Source organism: Legionella steelei (genome assembly GCF_001468005.1).
In the GTDB taxonomy this organism is placed as follows: Bacteria; Pseudomonadota; Gammaproteobacteria; order Legionellales; family Legionellaceae; genus Legionella; species Legionella steelei.
Map to the genome: position 1 here is coordinate 135298 of NZ_LNYY01000005.1, position 18024 is coordinate 153321.

Genomic DNA, 18024 nt, shown 5'->3' on the forward strand with positions numbered 1-18024 from the left:
CGGAAAGAATTTAATATATTTGATCTGTATATTATCTTTCGGTATAATATTTGCGCAATATCATCGGTTCTATTAGGAGATAAACCCTCGTGCCAACATTGTTTCATGCACTCTCCGAAGATGCATTGCGGAATATTAATCAAAGACTTTCTCTTGATGAACTATTAACTATAGCCACAACAGGCAATCTAAAATCGCGACAGGCAGCTATGATGGAGTTGTTTACGCGGACGACGGATGATGCTAGACGCTATCAAGAAAAACTACTGGCACTATGGATGAGGCAAGAGCCTAATCCATTAACCATAAGATTGGCTCCTGTGCTTTTGCAAACGCTAAAGCATCTGGATGTACCTTATCAACTCATTGGCTTAAGTTTTATCAAGGGAACAACCAATATGGTACAGGGCGAGCTTCAGGGTTATATTAATCCGTTTCTCAATGAGCTCTCCAACAAAATCAGTACTGATGCAATGGACTTTACCGAATGGCATCGGTTGCAAGATATTGTTCCACTCTTAAGTGTGACGCAAATACAACAAACACTACAACTGTTGTTATTGCACTATCAGCAACAAGAAACAGAAGCCTGCAACGCTATTACCGTTTTGACGCGTCAGTTGAGTGTACTCCAAGTTAAGTCGCTTCCCGGATTGCAGGAGAGCTTGCTTCATGAAGACAGTTGGACGCGCCTGGTTGCTTTAAAGATTGTTGCTGTTTTGGCACATCAATGGAACGAAGTAGAACTTGCTCCACTTTTTGCTGAATTACAGAAAAATCTGTGGCACCCAGACTACTGGGTACACAAAGCTACTCTAGAGATTATCAGTGCTTTGACACCACAATGGAAGACAACCCAAGTCGAGGAGCTCTTAACTGGATTGCAGAAAAATCTGCAACATGAAGACGGCTGGGTACGCGACGCTGCTCTAGGAACTATTGTTGCTTTAGCTCACCTATGGAATGCAACACATGCTGAGCGGCTCTTGACTGGATTAGAGGACAATTTGCGACATCAAGACAGCTCCGTGCGTAAGAATACTCTAAAGGCCATTAGTGCTTTGGCACCCCTATGGAATACAAGCCAGCGTGCGCTGCTGTTTGTGAAAGCACAGGAAAACCTAAAGTATCAAGACAGTTGGGTGCATCAAGCGGCTCTGGAAGCCGTCGCGGCTTTGGCGCGTGAGATGAATCCCAAACAAGTTGACCAGCTCATTTTTAGATTGCGGAAAGACCTGGCTTATCGAGACAAACAGGTACGTACTAACGCTCTAGAGGTTATCAGCGCTTTGGCGAGTCAATGGGAGCCTGCACACCTTATGCAGCTCTTTCCTGGATTGCAGGAAAACCTACAGCATCCAGATAGCTGGATGTATGCAATTACTCTAAAGACTGTCAATGCTTTGGCGCATAAATGGAGTGCAGCACAACTTAAGCTGCTTTTTCCTGGATTGCAGAAAAACTTACAGCATCAAGACAGCTGGGTACGTAAAGCTGCTATAGAGACCGCCAATGCTCTGGCACACAAATGGGATGTAAAACAAGTTGAAGAGCTCTTTACTGGATTGCAGACAGGCATGCGGCATCAAGATGTCCGGGTGCGTCACGATGCTCTAAATGGCATCGTTGTTTTGGCACACAAGTGGAACGCAAAACAAGTTGAGCAGCTTTTAACCGGATTACAGGAAGACTTGAGGGGGCAAGACAATCAGGTGCGTCAAAATGTTTTAGAGGCTATTGCCGCTTTGGCAAGTCAGTTGAACGCAACGCAAGTGGCACAACTTCTTCCTGATCTAGAGGAGAACATGCGGCATCAAAATCCCTTCTTGACTTGCAAGACAGCTCTAAAGGCCATCGCTACATTAGCAAGCAAGTTGAACGTAAACCAAGTGATACAGATTCTTCCTGAATTGCGGAACAACTTACAGCATCACGATGAGTTGGTGCGAGAGGCAACTCAAAATACCATTGCTGCATTGGTAAGCCCGCTGGAAGCAATGGAAGATCCATCTTCTGTATTCGAATGCATCATCTCATCCTTACATGATGCAAATGCCACCCCGAAAATCTCTGGATGGGAGATGTTGTTAGCCTTTGACAATAAGCCGTTTTCGGTTACCCGCTACATGGAGGCAGACCAAATAAAAAGGGTGCTCGGCATGGCAATTGAGCTGATGAATAATAAAGAACATCAAGAGTTTTTTGAGCGCCAAGCCTCCGCGTTCGCTACTCTTCTTACAGGTTTTGTGCTTGGGTTAGAAGCATATCATAGTGACTATCAAGCTGAAACGGAGCAATTGCTGCATATGGTGAACAGTAAAGACGTTGACAGCATGCTGCGTCAAATCGCGCTTAAGGCTTTGAATAACCTCGTGATACAGAATATGCAGGAGAATAAGGAGTCAGTGTTCATTGACGCGTATCAAGGCAGCGAAAGTGATAGTACGACTGAATATTCTATGCTTTTATGCAGTGCCGACAGGAAAATCCCAGTGCCTACAATGGCACTTGTAAATGCGTAGGTTGGGCCTTGGCCCAGTCGAGTTTGGAGTACGGCAAGTTATTATTTTCTGCACCTCTTATTCACATCACAAGATGCTTTAATAAAACTAAAATACTGTTAAAGTTCAATGGTTATGATTTATTACAAATCGAGGAAAAAGATGAGTACAAAAGTAACTATTACCGCTACAGTCCATGCCGACGTACAAAAAGTTTGGGATTACTATACGATTCCTGAACACATAACAAAATGGAACTTTGCGGACTCTTCGTGGCAGTGTCCTTTTGCAGTAAATGATATGCGTGTAGGTGGGACGTATTTAGCAATAATGGAGGCGAAAGATGGAAGTTTTGGTTTTGATTTCGAAGCGATTTATGATGAGATTATTGACGGTGAACTGTTTACCTATACCATGCCTAATGGCAGGCAAGTAACCGTCGTTTTCAAAAAAAATAGCAACCAAACAGAGGTTACCGTAACGTTTGACCCAGAAGCGGAACACCCAATAGAAGTACAGAAAAATGGTTGGCAAGCGATACTTAACAACTTTAAACAATATGTGGAAACAAACTAGGGGCTGTTTACAATTCTACTATCTAGACCAACTCCTGCCATCCTTCATTACGTTTGGATGATGGGATTTTAATGTGAGTGATATGCATCATTTTATATCAATTGAAACAGCAAAATTAATACTTAGAAAGCCTGACCCATCTGATTTCCTACATCTTGTACACTTGTGGAAAAATGAGGCGGTACGCAAGTATCTTGGTGGCGTCGTTAATAATGGTATGGTTAATGCGCGAATTAAGTCCATCCAAAATCATTGGGAGAGTATGGGATTTGGTCTATGTACTGTTCTTAGCAAAAATACACAACAAATAATTGGCATTTGCGGGCTGCATCATTCAGAAGATGGGATAGAAATTTCATATATGTTTTTCCCAGAGTGGTGGGGAAAAGGATTGGCTTATGAAGCAATCACTGCAAGTCTGAACTATGGTTTTCTACATTTAAATATAGGAAAAATAATTGCTATCACCCAAGAGGCTAACTCCAGATCCTGTTCTTTGTTAGAGGAAGTAGGAATGAGCCTTACAGATACCTTTATACGTTATGATGAGAAACAATGTTTGTATGAACTATTAAACCAGAATCAATGCAAATAGGGCCATTACAGATCGGGCCTTGGCCCGACGATTTTGGATACAATAAAAAATTTATTTTACAAATGACATCTTGATTTTGTCGAGCCAAGGCCTGACCTACGATAATCCTTACGATAGCTTGATTAATATCAATCCTGAAATAATTAGGGTTGCAGCAGTAAATCTCAATGCATTTGCTGCTTCTCCCATAAAAAAAATACCGATTAAAAAAGCGCCGACGGCACCTATTCCTGTCCAGATAATATATGCTGTTCCTAAAGGAATACTTTTCATTGAGATTGATAAAAGCGTAAAACTAGCGACCATAGTGAGGATTGTAAGAATTGAGGGGATGATTTTTGTAAAACCCAAAGATTGCTTCATAAAGTAAGCCCATACAATCTCGAGTATTCCTGCAAAAAATAAGAATAACCAGTCCATAAAAGCTCCAATGTAATGGTCTGGCCGTCCAGAATGAAACCTTGATGGATGAGGTCGTCCTCATTATTATATTATATGAGAATTAAAATATAATATCCATTGTTGCTCCCTTTAGTGTGATATAAAGAATCTAGAGAATGATTAAGGTTTGCATCTATGAATCTATTGACAGTGAATGATCTTGAGCAGATTTTATCCCTTGCAGTTAAAGAAAATTGCGGCCAAAAACACATTAATCATATAAAAGCAAACATAATAATCATTAATGAAAAATTATATAAAAACAGAGCGCTAACTCAAGATGAGATAACTGCCTTATCGACGAATAAGACAGTAAAATTCATGATGATCTTATTCTTTCTTACAAAGAATGCTTCACTAGAGTTTATACGAAGAAATGAAGAGTTATATGCGAGTGAATCGGTACAGGTTAATAAATTATGGCAACATATTGAATTAACGATTAAAAAAAAGCTCCTGCTATCTCGGGAAATCAGCAGCCAGTTCAAGCATGATTTTGCGAGTTCTAGCTCGTTGAGCCATTTTGTAAATGTTGCTAAGTCATTAGAGTTTACGGATCTTGCCGCAGAAGAATTTATTAGTAATGTAAATAACTCAATATTTCGTCTCTACGTCACCAAAAAATATGAATTGATAAAGGGTATTTCTTCTAATAACTCAATACAAGCAAACAAAGAACAATATACCTTGCATGATCGTAAAACCTGCTTTCATGAAGGGTTATATGATCCATTTAAATTTGAAGAATCGCAAACCTGGGTGAGCAAGCGTTATCTAAACACATCACCAACAAGGAAATTGATCGATTCGGTTTTTACGCTACAGTTTGCGCTACCTGAATTAACTGTACTGCATACTGACAACACCTATACCAAGGTTTTTACAACAGAAATCCCTGATTTTCTCGAAAAAAATCTAATCTCTAATGAAATTACTTCCGAGTTATATCAAGCAATTAAAAATGACTATCCCAAATTATTTCTTTCTCCATTAGACCGTGAAACGGTAACTAGGATTTACAAATCTATTAGCCAATTAATTACTCAAGGCATTCAGCAGGCGGCACAAGTAAGTAAGCCATTACTCATATTGTTGTCCGAAGTACATGGCTCGAAAGAGTCTTTCTTCTTTCATACCATAATATTACATTGTGCAAAAAGTATAGGAGTGAGGCATTTACTTGTAGAAACAATAAATATCTATCATGAGCAATATGGATGGGATGCACAAGTTAATGAAATAAAAAGACTTATTTCTTTTGCACAAAACAAACTTGGTTTTCAAGTAAAAGATCTTGAACAGGAGCTACATTATAAGAATCGTCTCTGCCCATATCCATATCATGATATTCCAGAACCCCATTTCGGTATTGATGCGCGTGAAGCAAGCTGGATTATTGATGCGAAAAAAATTAATAAAAATCAGATAATGATTGTAGGTTCTGGGCACCTGAATAATCTTCTAAATAGTTCCTTACAAGATAACTATCATATATTGCCTATAGATTGCTCAGGAGATAAGGCATTCAGCGATATGCTTTCTATTACGCAACACCATTTTATTTCATTAGATAAAAGTGTAATTCAATTCACCCTTGATGAGATGATTAAAATGGTGCAAGAGGTTTCTCTGCAACATGGATATTAGTTTGGGTGAAACCAACAATGTAGCCCGGATTAGCGCAGCGTAATCCGTTGTCACACATTACAAGGTTTTTCTATGGGTTATATCTGATATGGGCTCTTCGCTAATATAAGAAACCACTCTTCTAAAGAAAGATAATTGATATTTTTTGCCAGCAAAGGCGTTATCACCATATGATTTGCCAAATTGCTGGTGGTTTTTTTGGATGTTTTGCAAATCACGTTTCTTTTCAGCGTGATATTCTTCTTTGTTAAAAGGCTTGCTGAGAGGCGACACCCTCGTTTCTAATTCTTTTTCACTTAACACACCGAGATCATCCCAATATTCTTTATTCTGTAGAATTTGTTCCATAAACGTATTTAGATTAGGTTTATGGGGATGGAGTAGCGCAAGGCCACCTAATTTTGTTTTGAGTCGTTCAATATCAAAATTATGCATTTGTTCTGCAGTCAGTAAAGTGTGCAGCCCTGGCGATGGCCCATCTTGGATGCCTCTTTTTTCTTGCATTGTTTTTAAGGCTTTTGCATAGTTGCTTTGTTTATTCTCAGGAGCATTTCCGCGTTTTAATGATACCCAACCGTGCCCAGGGGTAATTTCTTGAATTTCATCTTTTAATGCCACAGCACCAACAACACCCAATACAAAGCCCGCACAATTAAATCCTTTGGCTCGCCCTGTATAGTTTGTTGCATAGCGAATAAGGCTTCGTGCTAAATTCATTAACCATTGAGGTAGATTCAGCGATGGTGCCAAGAAGAATGAGCCGAATCCTGAAAGAAAGCTTGCCATGGTGTAGGGGAAAAAAGGTGTTTTGGTGGGGGGCGTATTACGGCGTGCTGCAAATTTTAAGTATTCAAAAGTATTCGCTGTTTGTGCTTCAGGGCTTGTATCATACGGTTTTTCGTTGGCTTCAAGTGCATCTACCAAACGTTTTTCATCATAAATAACCCCCTGAAGTAACCAACGTTCAGCTTGTTGGGCTATATCTTCACCATTTAGGGTTTTACTGCGAATCACCTGGGTATCAAGCGTATTATGATACAAATTAAAGAGATTACCTGCTTTATTAAGTCCTGCATGCAGGCGATACAAGCTTGCAAGTGTCCCTCTTAGTGCGCCGGTGCGTTTAAAACCAGTACCCATATGGATTACATCCCCAATATAATCAGGATTAGGTGCATAAATCGCCACATGATAGGGTTTTCCGTTATGCCTAACTAGAATGATGTCGCCACGTTTTAACTCTGAAACGTTAGCCATAACGTTATTCCCACACAAGTTTTTTGGAGCCGATTATAGTGAAAATTTGATCAATTTCAAATCGATAGAAAGTATAAAATTTATCCATGAAATAAATGAGCGAATTGGGCAAATTGTAATGCGCTAAAACCCAAATGCTGTGCTTAATTTTTTTGACCCGCTTCTAGGTTAATGCAATAATGATTTTCAATGAGTGATTTTTAATCCTTGGGATAGGCCCTAGGCCAGAAAGTAATTATAAATTATTCAACTATAAATGAAGAAATGGATTCTTCGATACATACAATCAAAGAAACGGATGCCTGCCACCATGACTCACTCTCAAAAAATAACTGATGACACTCTTATTGATATAGCACTACAAGGTGGTGGTGCTCATGGCGCTTTCACTTGGGGTGTGTTAGACCGCTTATTAGAAGAACAGAAGCTACAAATTGATGGTATTTCGGGCACCTCTGCGGGTGCTATGAATGCTGTGGTTCTTGCCGATGGATACATCAAAGATGGGGCGCAAGGCGCGCGCAATTCGCTCGAATTGTTCTGGAAGAGTGTCTCCAATGCCGCACGTTTTAGTCTTTTACAACGCAGCCCTCTTGATATGTTGCTGGGACAATGGTCGCTTGATCATTCTCCTTTTTTCATTACTATGGATGTCATGTCGCGGCTTTTTTCTCCATACGATATTGACCCATTTGGGGTTAATCCTCTCCACAATATTTTAGAGGAGCTCATCGATTTCACACGCTTGTCACAAAGTTCAATCAAATTATTCGTTACTGCGACAAACGTGAGTACTGGCAAAGGCAGAGTATTTCGCAATAATGAAATTACTCCTGAAGTGCTTCTTGCTTCGGCATGTCTTCCCACTATTTTCAAGGCTGTTGAGATTGATGGGGAACACTACTGGGACGGCGGGTATTCAGGGAATCCCACAATTACACCGCTGGTACGAGAATGTAAATCACAAGATACGATTTTAGTACAAATTAATCCGGTCACAAGACCAGGCTTCCCTCGGTCAGCACGAGATATCCTTAATCGCTTGAATGAAGTTTCATTTAACGCAGTGTTACTTAAGGAACTACGCATGATTGCTTTATTACGGCAGTTGGCACATCCAGGTGATTCTGAAGGTGCAAAATGGGCCGGTATGAGAATACACCGAGTGAGTAGTGACATCATGCTTGAACTGGGCTCTTCCTCTAAGCTCAATGCAGAATGGGACTTTTTACTCATGCTTCGAGATGAAGGGCGTCGAGCTGCTGAAGCGTTTCTTACAGGACATGCACATGATCTGGGTCAACGTTCGTCACTTGATCTCGATGTATTACTTGATGGAATTTAATTCATGGGAATCCTCGGGATTTTACTTGGCCTATTGCTGCTGATTGTTTTAGCATTGCGCAGTTGGAGTATACTCCTGCTCGCACCCGCTGCGGCATTGGTTGCTGCGTTTTTTGCAGGTGAGCCTTTGCTTGCGAACTGGACACAGACATTCATGAGTGGCGCTGCCCATTTTCTTGCTCAATACTTTCCGTTATTTTTGTTGGGTGCACTGTTTGGTAAATTAATGGATGACAGCGGTTCAGTTTCAGCAATTGCAGATTTTATGACGCAGAAACTGGGGACAAAACACGCCATATTGGCCGTTGTATTTGCTGGAGCATTAGTGACTTATGGTGGTGTCAGTTTATTTGTTGCATTTTTCGTGCTTGCCCCAATGGCCCAATCGTTATTCCATGCTGCGGCTATTCCACGCAGACTCATGCCCGCTGCAATTGTGCTCGGAACTTCTACATTCACCATGTCTGCTTTGCCAGGAACACCCTCAATACAAAATGCCATTCCCATGCCTTTTTTTGGCACGACACCATTTGCAGCACCTGGATTGGGAGTCATCGCCGCAGTCGTGATGATCGTATTTGGAATATGGTGGCTTAAAAGAGCAGAGGCTGCTGCCCAACGCACAAATGAACAATTGAGAGAAACCACGCTCGCCACAGCTGACAATATTGTGCATGATCAACTGATTCGCGAGCGAGCCACTACCGCTCATGAATTTGATATCGCAGAGATCACGCATGGATATCATAGCAAGAATTTGCCCACAATTAGTTCTGCAGTATTACCGATTATCATTGTTATTGGGGTTAATTTCTTAATGACTCTCATCGTGCTTCCACGTTTTGATGTGTCATTTTTGGCTCAGGAAGAGTGGGGCGCAACCTCTCTTTCGGCAGTTGGTGGGGTATGGTCTGTTGTTACTGCGCTAGCCACAGCAATTTTTGCTGTAATCATCATCAATCGCAAACGACTTCCCAAATTGCGAGAGACAATGGATGCTGGTGCGAACGCATCGGTTTTACCGGCTTTAAGTGTCGCAAGCTTGGTTGGTTTTGGTGCAGTGATTGCATCACTTCCTACATTTGCGGTAGTGCGTGATTGGGTTCTGGGAATTGGTGGGGGACCATTAATCTCACTTGCAGCTGCAACCAACGTACTTGCCGCAGTTACTGGTTCCGCATCTGGCGGGCTGTCCATTGCGCTTGATTCGCTCAGTAGCACTTATTTGATCCTGGCACAGAAATACGGAATTGACCCTGCTTTATTGCATCGAGTCGCTGTGATTTCATCAGGCACACTTGACAGCCTTCCTCATAATGGGGCAGTTGTAACACTTCTTGCAGTTTGCCAATCATCGCATCGCGAAAGTTACTTTGACATTGTGGTTGTTGGCATTATTGGTTCAATTATTGCCCTTGGTGTCGTTATCTGTCTGGGCTCAATATTTGGTTCATTTTGACGTGTTACTAATTGTAAGTGTTCATGATTTATGGACCGAAAGGCTGAATTTGGCACATCTTGGCGAAAATGCTACGTTTCTTCAGAATCATTTTCGCGCAAGCTGTGCTCAAATCCAGCTTATCACCAAGCATACCCTTAACGGGTACGACTACTTTGCGGCAGTGACGTTACCTACGAATAGTCACTTTAAGAGCGTTCAAACTGTTGAGTATTAGGCCTTCTCACTGTATTGCTTTGAGCAATCAGACTTGAACGAATAAGTTAACGCAATACCTGTTTCCAAGAAGCTTTTCAGACTGCTAAGCACGAGTGGCCAGCCATTACTGATCATTGGCAATATCTCAGAGTTATCCGGAAAGTCGCAGTGTGTGACGGTTAATTTCACTAGATTACCTTCTGGTTCAAGTTCAAAAATCACCATTGATGCGGGCTCGTCGGGCATACCTTTCATTATGGGCTTCCAACTGTACGAAAGTACCTTCGGCTTATCAGCGCGTAATACCTTGTCTGAATGTGCCAGACTGCCATCTGGTGCATAAAATTTCATAGGTGAACCAACGTGCCAATCACTTTCAACGCGAAAACCATTCCAGTATTGCTGGGTGAATTCACCTTTCGTTAAGGCTTCCCAAAGTTTTTCGGCTGTGGTTTGGATATAAGTTGTATAAACGAATTGTGGCTTGTTCATGTTCATTTCCTTTTTTTAGGTGACGATGATGACTTGTCTTGTTCTAAAATAGTTTTCAAGTTATCTAAAGCGAGTAGCCGATTCTGTTCATACTTTGCAATCCAGCGGCCAAACGTTTCTTGTAGTGGTACTGGATTGAGATAGTGTAACTTTTCTCGGCCTTCCCAATGCACAACGACTAAATTCGCATCCTCCAGAATATGCAGATGTTTCATGACTGCCTGCCGGCTCATGCTTAAATGTTCGCACAGCTCATTAAGGTTTTGACCATTACGAGCACATAGTGCATCAAGCAAGGTGCGCCGACTTTTATCTGCCAGTGCTTTAAAAATAAGATCGTTGTCCATAGTCAAATTATATGTAACCAAATGGTTACATGTCAAGAAAAGGTAAATTATGTGTAAGACAATTTTCTATGAGTAATCAGAATAATGCTAGTAGAACTAAGTGATGAGATTAAAAGATCCGAAAAGTTCCGCTTAAACTCACATTTTATTTTGGAAATCATCTGGCGGTGTATCGTCAGTTCTTTTGCTGCGGAGGCGGTCTGCTTTTTGCTTCATTCGTTCATGATTAAAAAAAGGCAATGGGGGCGGTTTGGAAGCCTCTTTTTCAACACGTGCTTGCTCAGGGTTTTCACCTAAAATTGCTTTAATTTTTTTGTCAATCACCCGTGCATTATGCGTTTTAAGCTTATCCATTAATTGTTCGGAAAAATGACATACTTTTTCTAAAGCTCCAGGGACAACATAATATTGGGGGCCAAAAGCTGGGGTGTTGTTTACGATAATTCCTTGGGTATTTTTTATTCTAATACTTGGATCGATTTGTGTTATTTTTCCCTGTTCGGCAACAGGCACCACTTTATTAGCACCCGCGGAGGTCGTATTAGAGGTAAGCAGATGATCTACCCTATCTGCTAAAAGCTCTTCACTTTCACCTTCTACGAGTTGTTTTGCAAGTGTAGGTAATCTAAGTCTCGGATGCTCAGTACAAACCTCAATCCCTTGCCAGTAGCGTTTGTCCCCAATTTCTACTTGAAATAACGCTAAGTTAGATATAAGAAGACCGTCTTTATAATCTGCAACTAAACTTGCCGCATCTATGTTTTCAGGAGTTGCTAATTGATCAAGATATCCTGATAAGGCGCACATTAATTTTCCTTTTTCGTTTTCATAAAGACGAGTTTGATTGTATAAATCATCGTCTCCTTTATTGAATGCATCCTCACTACTACAACCAGGATCACTGTTCAAAATTTCTTCAAATTTTCTAATTAAATTTTCCTTTAGCTCGTCACTTACATCATCAAGAAGGGGCAATACTAAATCTCGTTGTTTATCGATAAAATAGATAGTGTTTCCTTGCAATACAAATGCTCTTTGACTAGGTATATCATGTAGCGACTCATTTTCATTCATTTTATAGAGATTCACATCTTCAGTTTCGATGCCAAATGGTTCAAAAGGTTTCAGTGTTTTTTCATAAGTTATATCTGCTCCGGAGCTCCATCTTTTAGATACAGAGGTCATTTTAGGGTCCATTTTATCTCTGCATTCAACATAACACACGGTGTTTAATAAACGATTATCTTCTGTCTGAACTGCAATAGAACTTAAGAGTAAATGAATGTTACTGAAGTCTTTAAGTCGCTCCTTTAGATTGTCTAGTAGTTTATTGTATTCAGCGGTAGTAAGCGGCCTTTCCGAATATAATGCAAATTCGGGCATTAGAATTCGGGTAATAATCTCTTCACCACTTTTTTTATTCGCCAAATTTTTTTGTTGGAACTCATTTGCTATTACAGCCAATTGATATATGTGTTCTGTCAAACGTTCTACAATAGAACTTTCTGGCTCACCTATCCCTTTTTTATATCCTCGTGCCTCACCATAAGAAAGTGCCTGAGATGCTGGATAGACATATAAATTCTGAATTAAAATCTCGCCTTGATTCCATTGAGCGATTTTTTTCTCAAATTTCTCACATAGTTTTTCATACATTCTCGATCTCTGTTTAGGAGATACTTATCATAGTATAGCTCGTTTCTATCGAAGAATTTGCGTGTGGGAGGATGTTTTAATATTATGATCAATGTGGTATATTATTGAGCAAAATCACCAACTCATCAAACAACTCATGCAAAGTAAATATCCATTTTTTCAAAGTCAAAACACGTCATCTTTCTCGGGGGTGCGTTTTTCAAGGGTTGTAAAAACTCCTGCTACAATCGAAACATTATATCGAGGTGATAATAATCTTTCGTCGGTCATTTTTCTTTTGCCTACACTACTTACAGGTGTTTTTTGTCAAAGCTTTCCCAAAGTAGTAGATATTGAGCAAGTAAAATTGCACAAATTAACTAATCTCTCTAATGATTATCATATGGTGAGTATGTCAGCAGATTCTCAAGTTGCATTAACTTGGGGAAGAGGGGGCTTTATTGCCATTGACCCTACTTTATTTGCTAATTATATTGTCGATGTTCATGCAACTTTTGATGAACATTGTCTAAATTTTCCTGCTCGAATGGAGCGAGAAAAAGAGCATATAGCTTTAGCTGTGCCTTTCTGCAGTATAAAAAAAATAATGATTGGCAATAAAGAGGTAACTAACCCTTTTTACGTCAAAATAACTGCTGATAATCAGGATGCGATAACAGCGTTTGATATGCTTTACTGCCAGTTAATTTCACTTTTAAGAACAAAATACACTCAAGAAGTCGATGTGGAAGCAGAGAAAATTGCGTTACGCGATTACGCTACTGCTTATTTAGATTTTTATACTCAATTTGGTGGCAGTGACAATCCTTTTAATAAAAGTCTTTCTGAACTATTTGGGCTTTATCCTGAATTTATGGAGCATTTTTTTCAATCGAATCAAGTTACATCGAAAATGGTTATGATGAACGATCTTGTCCTAAGTTCTGAAAACTTATTTAAAGAGCATCTTTATACTAAAAAAGTAGATTCTTCTTATATCCATAGGGTCAAAGAGAGCACTACATGTTTAGAAGACGATTGGGCTAAACCAGTTTTTGATTAGCTAGGTTCATAACCTGGGTTCCTATGCTGCACCCAGGCTACTCAATGAAGCAATGGGTTACTCGTTCCTAAATTGTCTACTCAATTGAATGGCCATTTCTATTGACTGTTCATAGTTAAGTCGAGGATCAACGAGGCTATGGTATGCCTTTTTTAGATCATCAGCTGCTAATCCGCGAGCACCGCCAATACATTCTGTGACGTTATCACCTGTAAGCTCAAAATGAACACCACCTAGATAACTGCCCATATTACGATGAATTTCCAACGCTTGTTTCAGCTCTAAAAGGATGTTGTCAAAGTGACGGGTTTTAATACCATCTAATGTAGTCTCTGTATTGCCATGCATGGGATCACAAGACCAAGTAACGGGTACTCCTGTCTTTCTCACCGCGTCAATAAGAGGAGGCAGTAATCTATCTATGTGTTTTGCTCCTAGACGGGTGAATAACAAAAGACGTCCTTCCTCGCGTTTAGGATTGGCTCTGTGCAATACTTCTTCTAACCACTCTGGAGTAGCTCCGGGTCCAATTTTGATACCAATGGGATTCTCGACGCCACGCAAAAATTCTAAATGGGCGCTATCGATTTGGGCGGTGCGCATGCCGATCCAGGGTAGATGAGTGGAGAGGTTATACCATAAGCCATCTTCCATTTGACGGGTCAATGCTTGTTCGTAGTGCAAATGCAGGGCTTCGTGAGAAGTATAAAAGTCTACCTTAGATAAGTTACTGGATTGTATTCCATCGATGGTATCTAAAAAGTCTAAAGCATCAGCGATTGATTTAACCAGCGTTTGGTACTCTTCTTTTTGTTTTGAATGTTCAACAAAACTTAAATCCCACTGTTGGGGATGATTAAGGCTAGCAAAACCGCTGTCGAGTAAGCCACGAATAAAATTTAAGGTAATCGCAGAGCAATTGTAGGCTTGTAATAATAGTTTAGGGTTGGGTTCACGAGCTTCTGGAGTAAATTCGGGTGAGTTGACCAGATCACCACGATAGCTAGGCAAAGTAATGCCATCAATTGTTTCATAATCTGAAGAGCGTGGCTTTGCATATTGTCCAGCGATTCGTCCAACACGAATAATGGGTTTTCGCAAACCGTGTAATAAAATTAAACTCATTTGTAGGATGATTTTTAATTTATTACTGATGATTTCCGAGCGGCAGTCATTAAATGATTCAGCGCAGTCACCACCTTGAAGAATAAACGCTTCCCCACGTCCTGCGCGTGCAATTTCTTTTTTCAAACTCTTTACTTCGCTACTTGTAACGAGTGGAGGTAAAAGGCCCAGTTGTTCTACAATTTTATTTAACTGTCCGTTATCAGCGTAAGTTGCAGCTTGTAAGTAAGAATATTGGAGCCAAGAGGTAGGCGACCATTTTTGCATAAAAAAACCCATGTAACATTTTTGAGTCTAGTATGGAATAAATGAACACATACTGCAAGCTAATCGCTGATTCTCGTAGTGATTGTCATTTGAGTATGATTGGAGCCTGGCTGAAAGCGAAGCTGTAATCAGGGCTTTTTTTATGTATGAATTTCCCGGGTTCTGTTGCGTTGCACCCAGGCTACAATAAATAAAAAAAATTTAAGGGCTTGAAATCTTATGAGCTGCCCCCATCTCTGATTTTCACATTGCTAGGCTGTGGAAGAGGAGTAATTTTTCATGAGTAAAAACGATAAAAAAAATTGGCATGAGTTTAAAGAGCAACATCAAAATGAAGCACATCAACCTAAAGGGTCTAAACAAAATGAGGGACACGAGGAACCTTTGGACTTATCTGAAGAAACACACCCAGAGCCCTCCTTAGATCATCCAAATTATGTTGAGTTGAGTGAGAAACTGACTCTTGCTGAGCAACAGGCTCACGAAAATTGGGAAAAAGCGGTTCGTGCCCAAGCTGAGTTAGATAATGTACGTCGCCGAGCCGATCGCGAGGTCGCTAACGCCCATCGCTATGGTGTTGAAAAATTGATTTCTGATTTGTTACCTGTAATCGACAGTTTAGAGCAAGCCTTACAATTGGCTGTTAAAGCAGAAGATGCATCGATGCGAGAAGGTTTAGAGTTAACTTTGAAGCTCTTTACGGATGTATTGAAGAAATTTGAGGTGCAACAAATTGATCCTATCGGAGCGCCTTTTGATCCACAACTTCATGAGGCGATGTCGATGCAAGTTGTGCCTGATGCTGAACCTAATACGGTGATCGCGGTATTCCAAAAAGGATATCAATTGAGTGATCGAGTGATTAGACCGGCACGTGTTGTCGTATCAAAAAAATAAAAAATGTGAAATTTATGGGTTGAAATCGTTAGGTTATGCCCCATATAAGAATCATTGCAGTAAGAAACTACTAAATTTGGAGCAAGAATAGAATGGCTAAAATTATAGGAATCGACCTAGGTACCACCAACTCATGCGTTGCTGTAATGGAAGGGGATAAACCTAAGGTAATTGAAAACAGTGAAGGCCACCGCACTACACCTTCCATCGTTGCTTTTACTGATGATGGCGAGGTATTGGTTGGACAATCTGCAAAACGTCAAGCAGTAACCAACCCAGATAATACTTTATTCGCAATTAAGCGTTTGATTGGTCGTCGCTTTGATGATGCAGTGGTACAAAAAGATATCAAAATGGTACCTTACAAAATCGTTAAAGCGGACAATGGCGATGCTTGGGTGCGTGTGAAAACTCAAGATAAAGCGCCACCACAAGTTTCAGCTGAAGTATTACGTAAGATGAAAAAAACTGCAGAAGACTATCTCGGCGAAGAAGTAAAAGAAGCAGTAATTACAGTACCTGCTTATTTCAACGATTCTCAACGCCAGGCAACTAAAGATGCGGGCCGTATTGCAGGTCTTGAAGTAAAACGGATTATTAACGAACCTACTGCTGCAGCTCTTGCTTATGGCATGGACAAAAAACGTGGTGATTCCATCATTGCTGTATATGACCTTGGTGGTGGTACGTTTGATATCTCAATTATTGAAATTGCAGAAGTTGACGGAGAACACCAATTTGAAGTGCTCGCAACGAATGGTGATACTTTCTTGGGAGGAGAGGACTTCGACTTAGCTTTGATTGATTATCTGGCTTCTGAATTCAAAAAAGATTCTGGTATTGATTTACATAATGATCCATTGGCATTACAACGTTTGAAAGATGCCGCTGAAAAAGCGAAAATTGAACTGTCTTCAGCACAACAAACAGACGTTAACCTGCCGTATATTACGGCTGATGCTACAGGACCAAAACACTTAAATATTAAATTGACACGTGCCAAACTAGAGTCTTTAGTTGAGAAACTGGTTGAGCGTACTGTTGAACCTTGTAAAACTGCATTAAAAGATGCCGGATTGACTGTATCGCAAATTAATGAAGTCATTTTGGTGGGTGGTCAAACACGTATGCCTTTGGTACAAAAAACAGTAGAAGAGTTTTTTGGTAAGGAGCCACGCAAAGACGTTAACCCTGATGAAGCAGTTGCTGTGGGTGCTGCTATCCAAGCTGCGGTTTTATCTGGTGAAGTGAAAGATATTCTGTTACTTGACGTAACTCCTTTGTCTTTAGGTATCGAAACGATGGGTGGCGTGATGACCAAGCTCATCGAGAAAAACACCACAATTCCTACTAAAGCCAATCAAGTATTCTCTACGGCAGATGACAATCAAACAGCAGTTACTGTGCATGTACTGCAAGGTGAAAGAGAGCAAGCATCAGCGAATAAATCTTTGGGTCGATTCGATTTAGGTGATATTCCTCCTGCACCACGCGGCGTACCACAAATTGAAGTAACTTTTGATATTGATGCCAATGGTATTCTTAATGTTTCTGCTAAGGATAAAGCGACTGGTAAGGCGCAATCGATTGTTATTAAAGCATCTAGTGGTTTGAGTGATGAAGAAGTAGAAGCAATGGTTAAAGATGCTAAGTCTCATGCCGAAGAAGATAAGAAATTTAAGGAAATGGCAGAGTTGCGCAACCAAGCGGACAGTCTGATTCACAGCTGTGAAAAGTCTATGAAAGATTTAGCAGCCGAACTTTCTGACGATGAGAAACAAGGTATAGAAAAAGCTATTGCTGAATTAAAAGAAGCAATCCAAGGCAGCGATAAAGCTCAAATCGAAGAGAAATTAAAAGTTCTCAGCGATGTTTCTTCAAAAATGGCTGAACGTGTTTATGCTAAAAAGGCATCTGAAGGACAAGCAGGACAAGAGCAAACACACCAAGAGCAGCCACATGCTCAAGAATCAGCTAAAGCGGATGAAGGTGTTGTAGATGCTGAGTTCGAAGAAGTGAAAGACGATAAGAAATAATTGGTTATATCGTGATTTAGACACCTAGGTGCTTTGTAGCCTAGGTGCAGCGAAGCGAAACCCGGGCTTAAGAAGTTCATTCAGAAATCCCGTGTTTCGCTTCGCTGCATCCAGACTATATTGTCCTTTTTAATTTTAATATGT

At 40.4% G+C, this 18024-nt stretch carries 15 protein-coding genes; 9 read left to right on the forward strand and 6 right to left on the reverse strand.

Annotated features, from left to right (window positions below):
- Positions 1-89 precede the first annotated feature (89 nt).
- The 3 genes from Lste_RS01980 to Lste_RS01990 all read left to right on the forward strand — a co-directional run bounded on the left by Lste_RS01980 (position 90) and on the right by Lste_RS01990 (position 3672).
- A complete protein-coding gene (locus tag Lste_RS01980) occupies positions 90-2522 on the forward strand; it encodes a HEAT repeat domain-containing protein (RefSeq protein ID WP_058509411.1) in 2433 nt (810 codons plus the stop codon).
- Positions 2523-2663: 141 nt separating this feature from the next.
- The gene (locus Lste_RS01985; protein WP_058509412.1) at positions 2664-3077 is read left to right on the forward strand and encodes an SRPBCC family protein; all 414 of its coding nucleotides are present in this window, start codon (positions 2664-2666) and stop codon (positions 3075-3077) included.
- A gap of 82 nt (positions 3078-3159) precedes the next feature.
- Positions 3160-3672 carry a GNAT family N-acetyltransferase gene (locus Lste_RS01990; protein ID WP_058509413.1) on the forward strand — a complete coding sequence of 171 codons (513 nt, stop codon included), beginning with the start codon at positions 3160-3162 and terminating at the stop codon, positions 3670-3672.
- Positions 3673-3780: 108 nt separating this feature from the next.
- On the opposite strand, the gene Lste_RS01995 is transcribed toward Lste_RS01990, so the two are convergent.
- Positions 3781-4092 (reverse strand): DMT family transporter, encoded by a 312-nt coding sequence (locus Lste_RS01995; RefSeq protein ID WP_058509414.1) that lies wholly within the window; start codon positions 4090-4092, stop codon positions 3781-3783.
- A gap of 156 nt (positions 4093-4248) precedes the next feature.
- On the opposite strand from Lste_RS01995, the gene Lste_RS02000 reads away from it, so the two are divergent.
- Complete coding sequence (locus Lste_RS02000; RefSeq protein ID WP_058509415.1) at positions 4249-5760, forward strand: hypothetical protein; 1512 nt, start codon at positions 4249-4251, stop codon at positions 5758-5760.
- A gap of 57 nt (positions 5761-5817) precedes the next feature.
- Here the strand turns inward: Lste_RS02000 and Lste_RS02005 are convergent, their stop codons facing one another.
- Complete coding sequence (locus Lste_RS02005; protein WP_058509416.1) at positions 5818-7017, reverse strand: C40 family peptidase; 1200 nt, start codon at positions 7015-7017, stop codon at positions 5818-5820.
- Positions 7018-7327: 310 nt separating this feature from the next.
- Here Lste_RS02005 and Lste_RS02010 point away from each other — a divergent pair, with 310 nt between their 5' ends.
- Together Lste_RS02010 and Lste_RS02015 are read left to right on the forward strand one after the other, a co-directional pair.
- Entirely contained in the window at positions 7328-8362 is a 1035-nt protein-coding gene (locus Lste_RS02010; RefSeq protein ID WP_083503894.1) for a patatin-like phospholipase family protein, read from the forward strand.
- Positions 8363-8365: 3 nt separating this feature from the next.
- Positions 8366-9820: a GntP family permease gene (locus tag Lste_RS02015; RefSeq protein WP_058509418.1), complete on the forward strand. Its 1455-nt coding sequence runs from the start codon at positions 8366-8368 to the stop codon at positions 9818-9820.
- A 213-nt stretch (positions 9821-10033) separates the two neighbouring features.
- Here the strand turns inward: Lste_RS02015 and Lste_RS02025 are convergent, their stop codons facing one another.
- From Lste_RS02025 to Lste_RS02035, 3 genes are all read right to left on the reverse strand, one after another.
- A complete protein-coding gene (locus tag Lste_RS02025; RefSeq protein WP_058509420.1) occupies positions 10034-10510 on the reverse strand; it encodes an SRPBCC family protein in 477 nt (158 codons plus the stop codon).
- Between the two features lie 2 nt (positions 10511-10512).
- Entirely contained in the window at positions 10513-10857 is a 345-nt protein-coding gene (locus Lste_RS02030) for an ArsR/SmtB family transcription factor (RefSeq protein WP_058509421.1), read from the reverse strand.
- Between the two features lie 138 nt (positions 10858-10995).
- Positions 10996-12513 (reverse strand): hypothetical protein, encoded by a 1518-nt coding sequence (locus Lste_RS02035; RefSeq protein ID WP_058509422.1) that lies wholly within the window; start codon positions 12511-12513, stop codon positions 10996-10998.
- Between the two features lie 136 nt (positions 12514-12649).
- Here Lste_RS02035 and lart1 point away from each other — a divergent pair, with 136 nt between their 5' ends.
- Positions 12650-13555 carry an NAD(+)--arginine ADP-ribosyltransferase Lart1 gene (gene lart1 / locus Lste_RS02040; protein ID WP_058509513.1) on the forward strand — a complete coding sequence of 302 codons (906 nt, stop codon included), beginning with the start codon at positions 12650-12652 and terminating at the stop codon, positions 13553-13555.
- Positions 13556-13612: 57 nt separating this feature from the next.
- On the opposite strand, the gene Lste_RS02045 is transcribed toward lart1, so the two are convergent.
- Entirely contained in the window at positions 13613-14947 is a 1335-nt protein-coding gene (locus Lste_RS02045; RefSeq protein ID WP_058509423.1) for a 3-deoxy-7-phosphoheptulonate synthase class II, read from the reverse strand.
- 279 nt (positions 14948-15226) lie between these two features.
- Between Lste_RS02045 and grpE the strand changes: the two genes are divergently transcribed.
- Positions 15227-15844 carry a nucleotide exchange factor GrpE gene (gene grpE / locus Lste_RS02050; protein ID WP_058509424.1) on the forward strand — a complete coding sequence of 206 codons (618 nt, stop codon included), beginning with the start codon at positions 15227-15229 and terminating at the stop codon, positions 15842-15844.
- Between the two features lie 92 nt (positions 15845-15936).
- Entirely contained in the window at positions 15937-17880 is a 1944-nt protein-coding gene (gene dnaK / locus Lste_RS02055) for a molecular chaperone DnaK (RefSeq protein ID WP_058509425.1), read from the forward strand.
- Positions 17881-18024 lie beyond the last annotated feature (144 nt).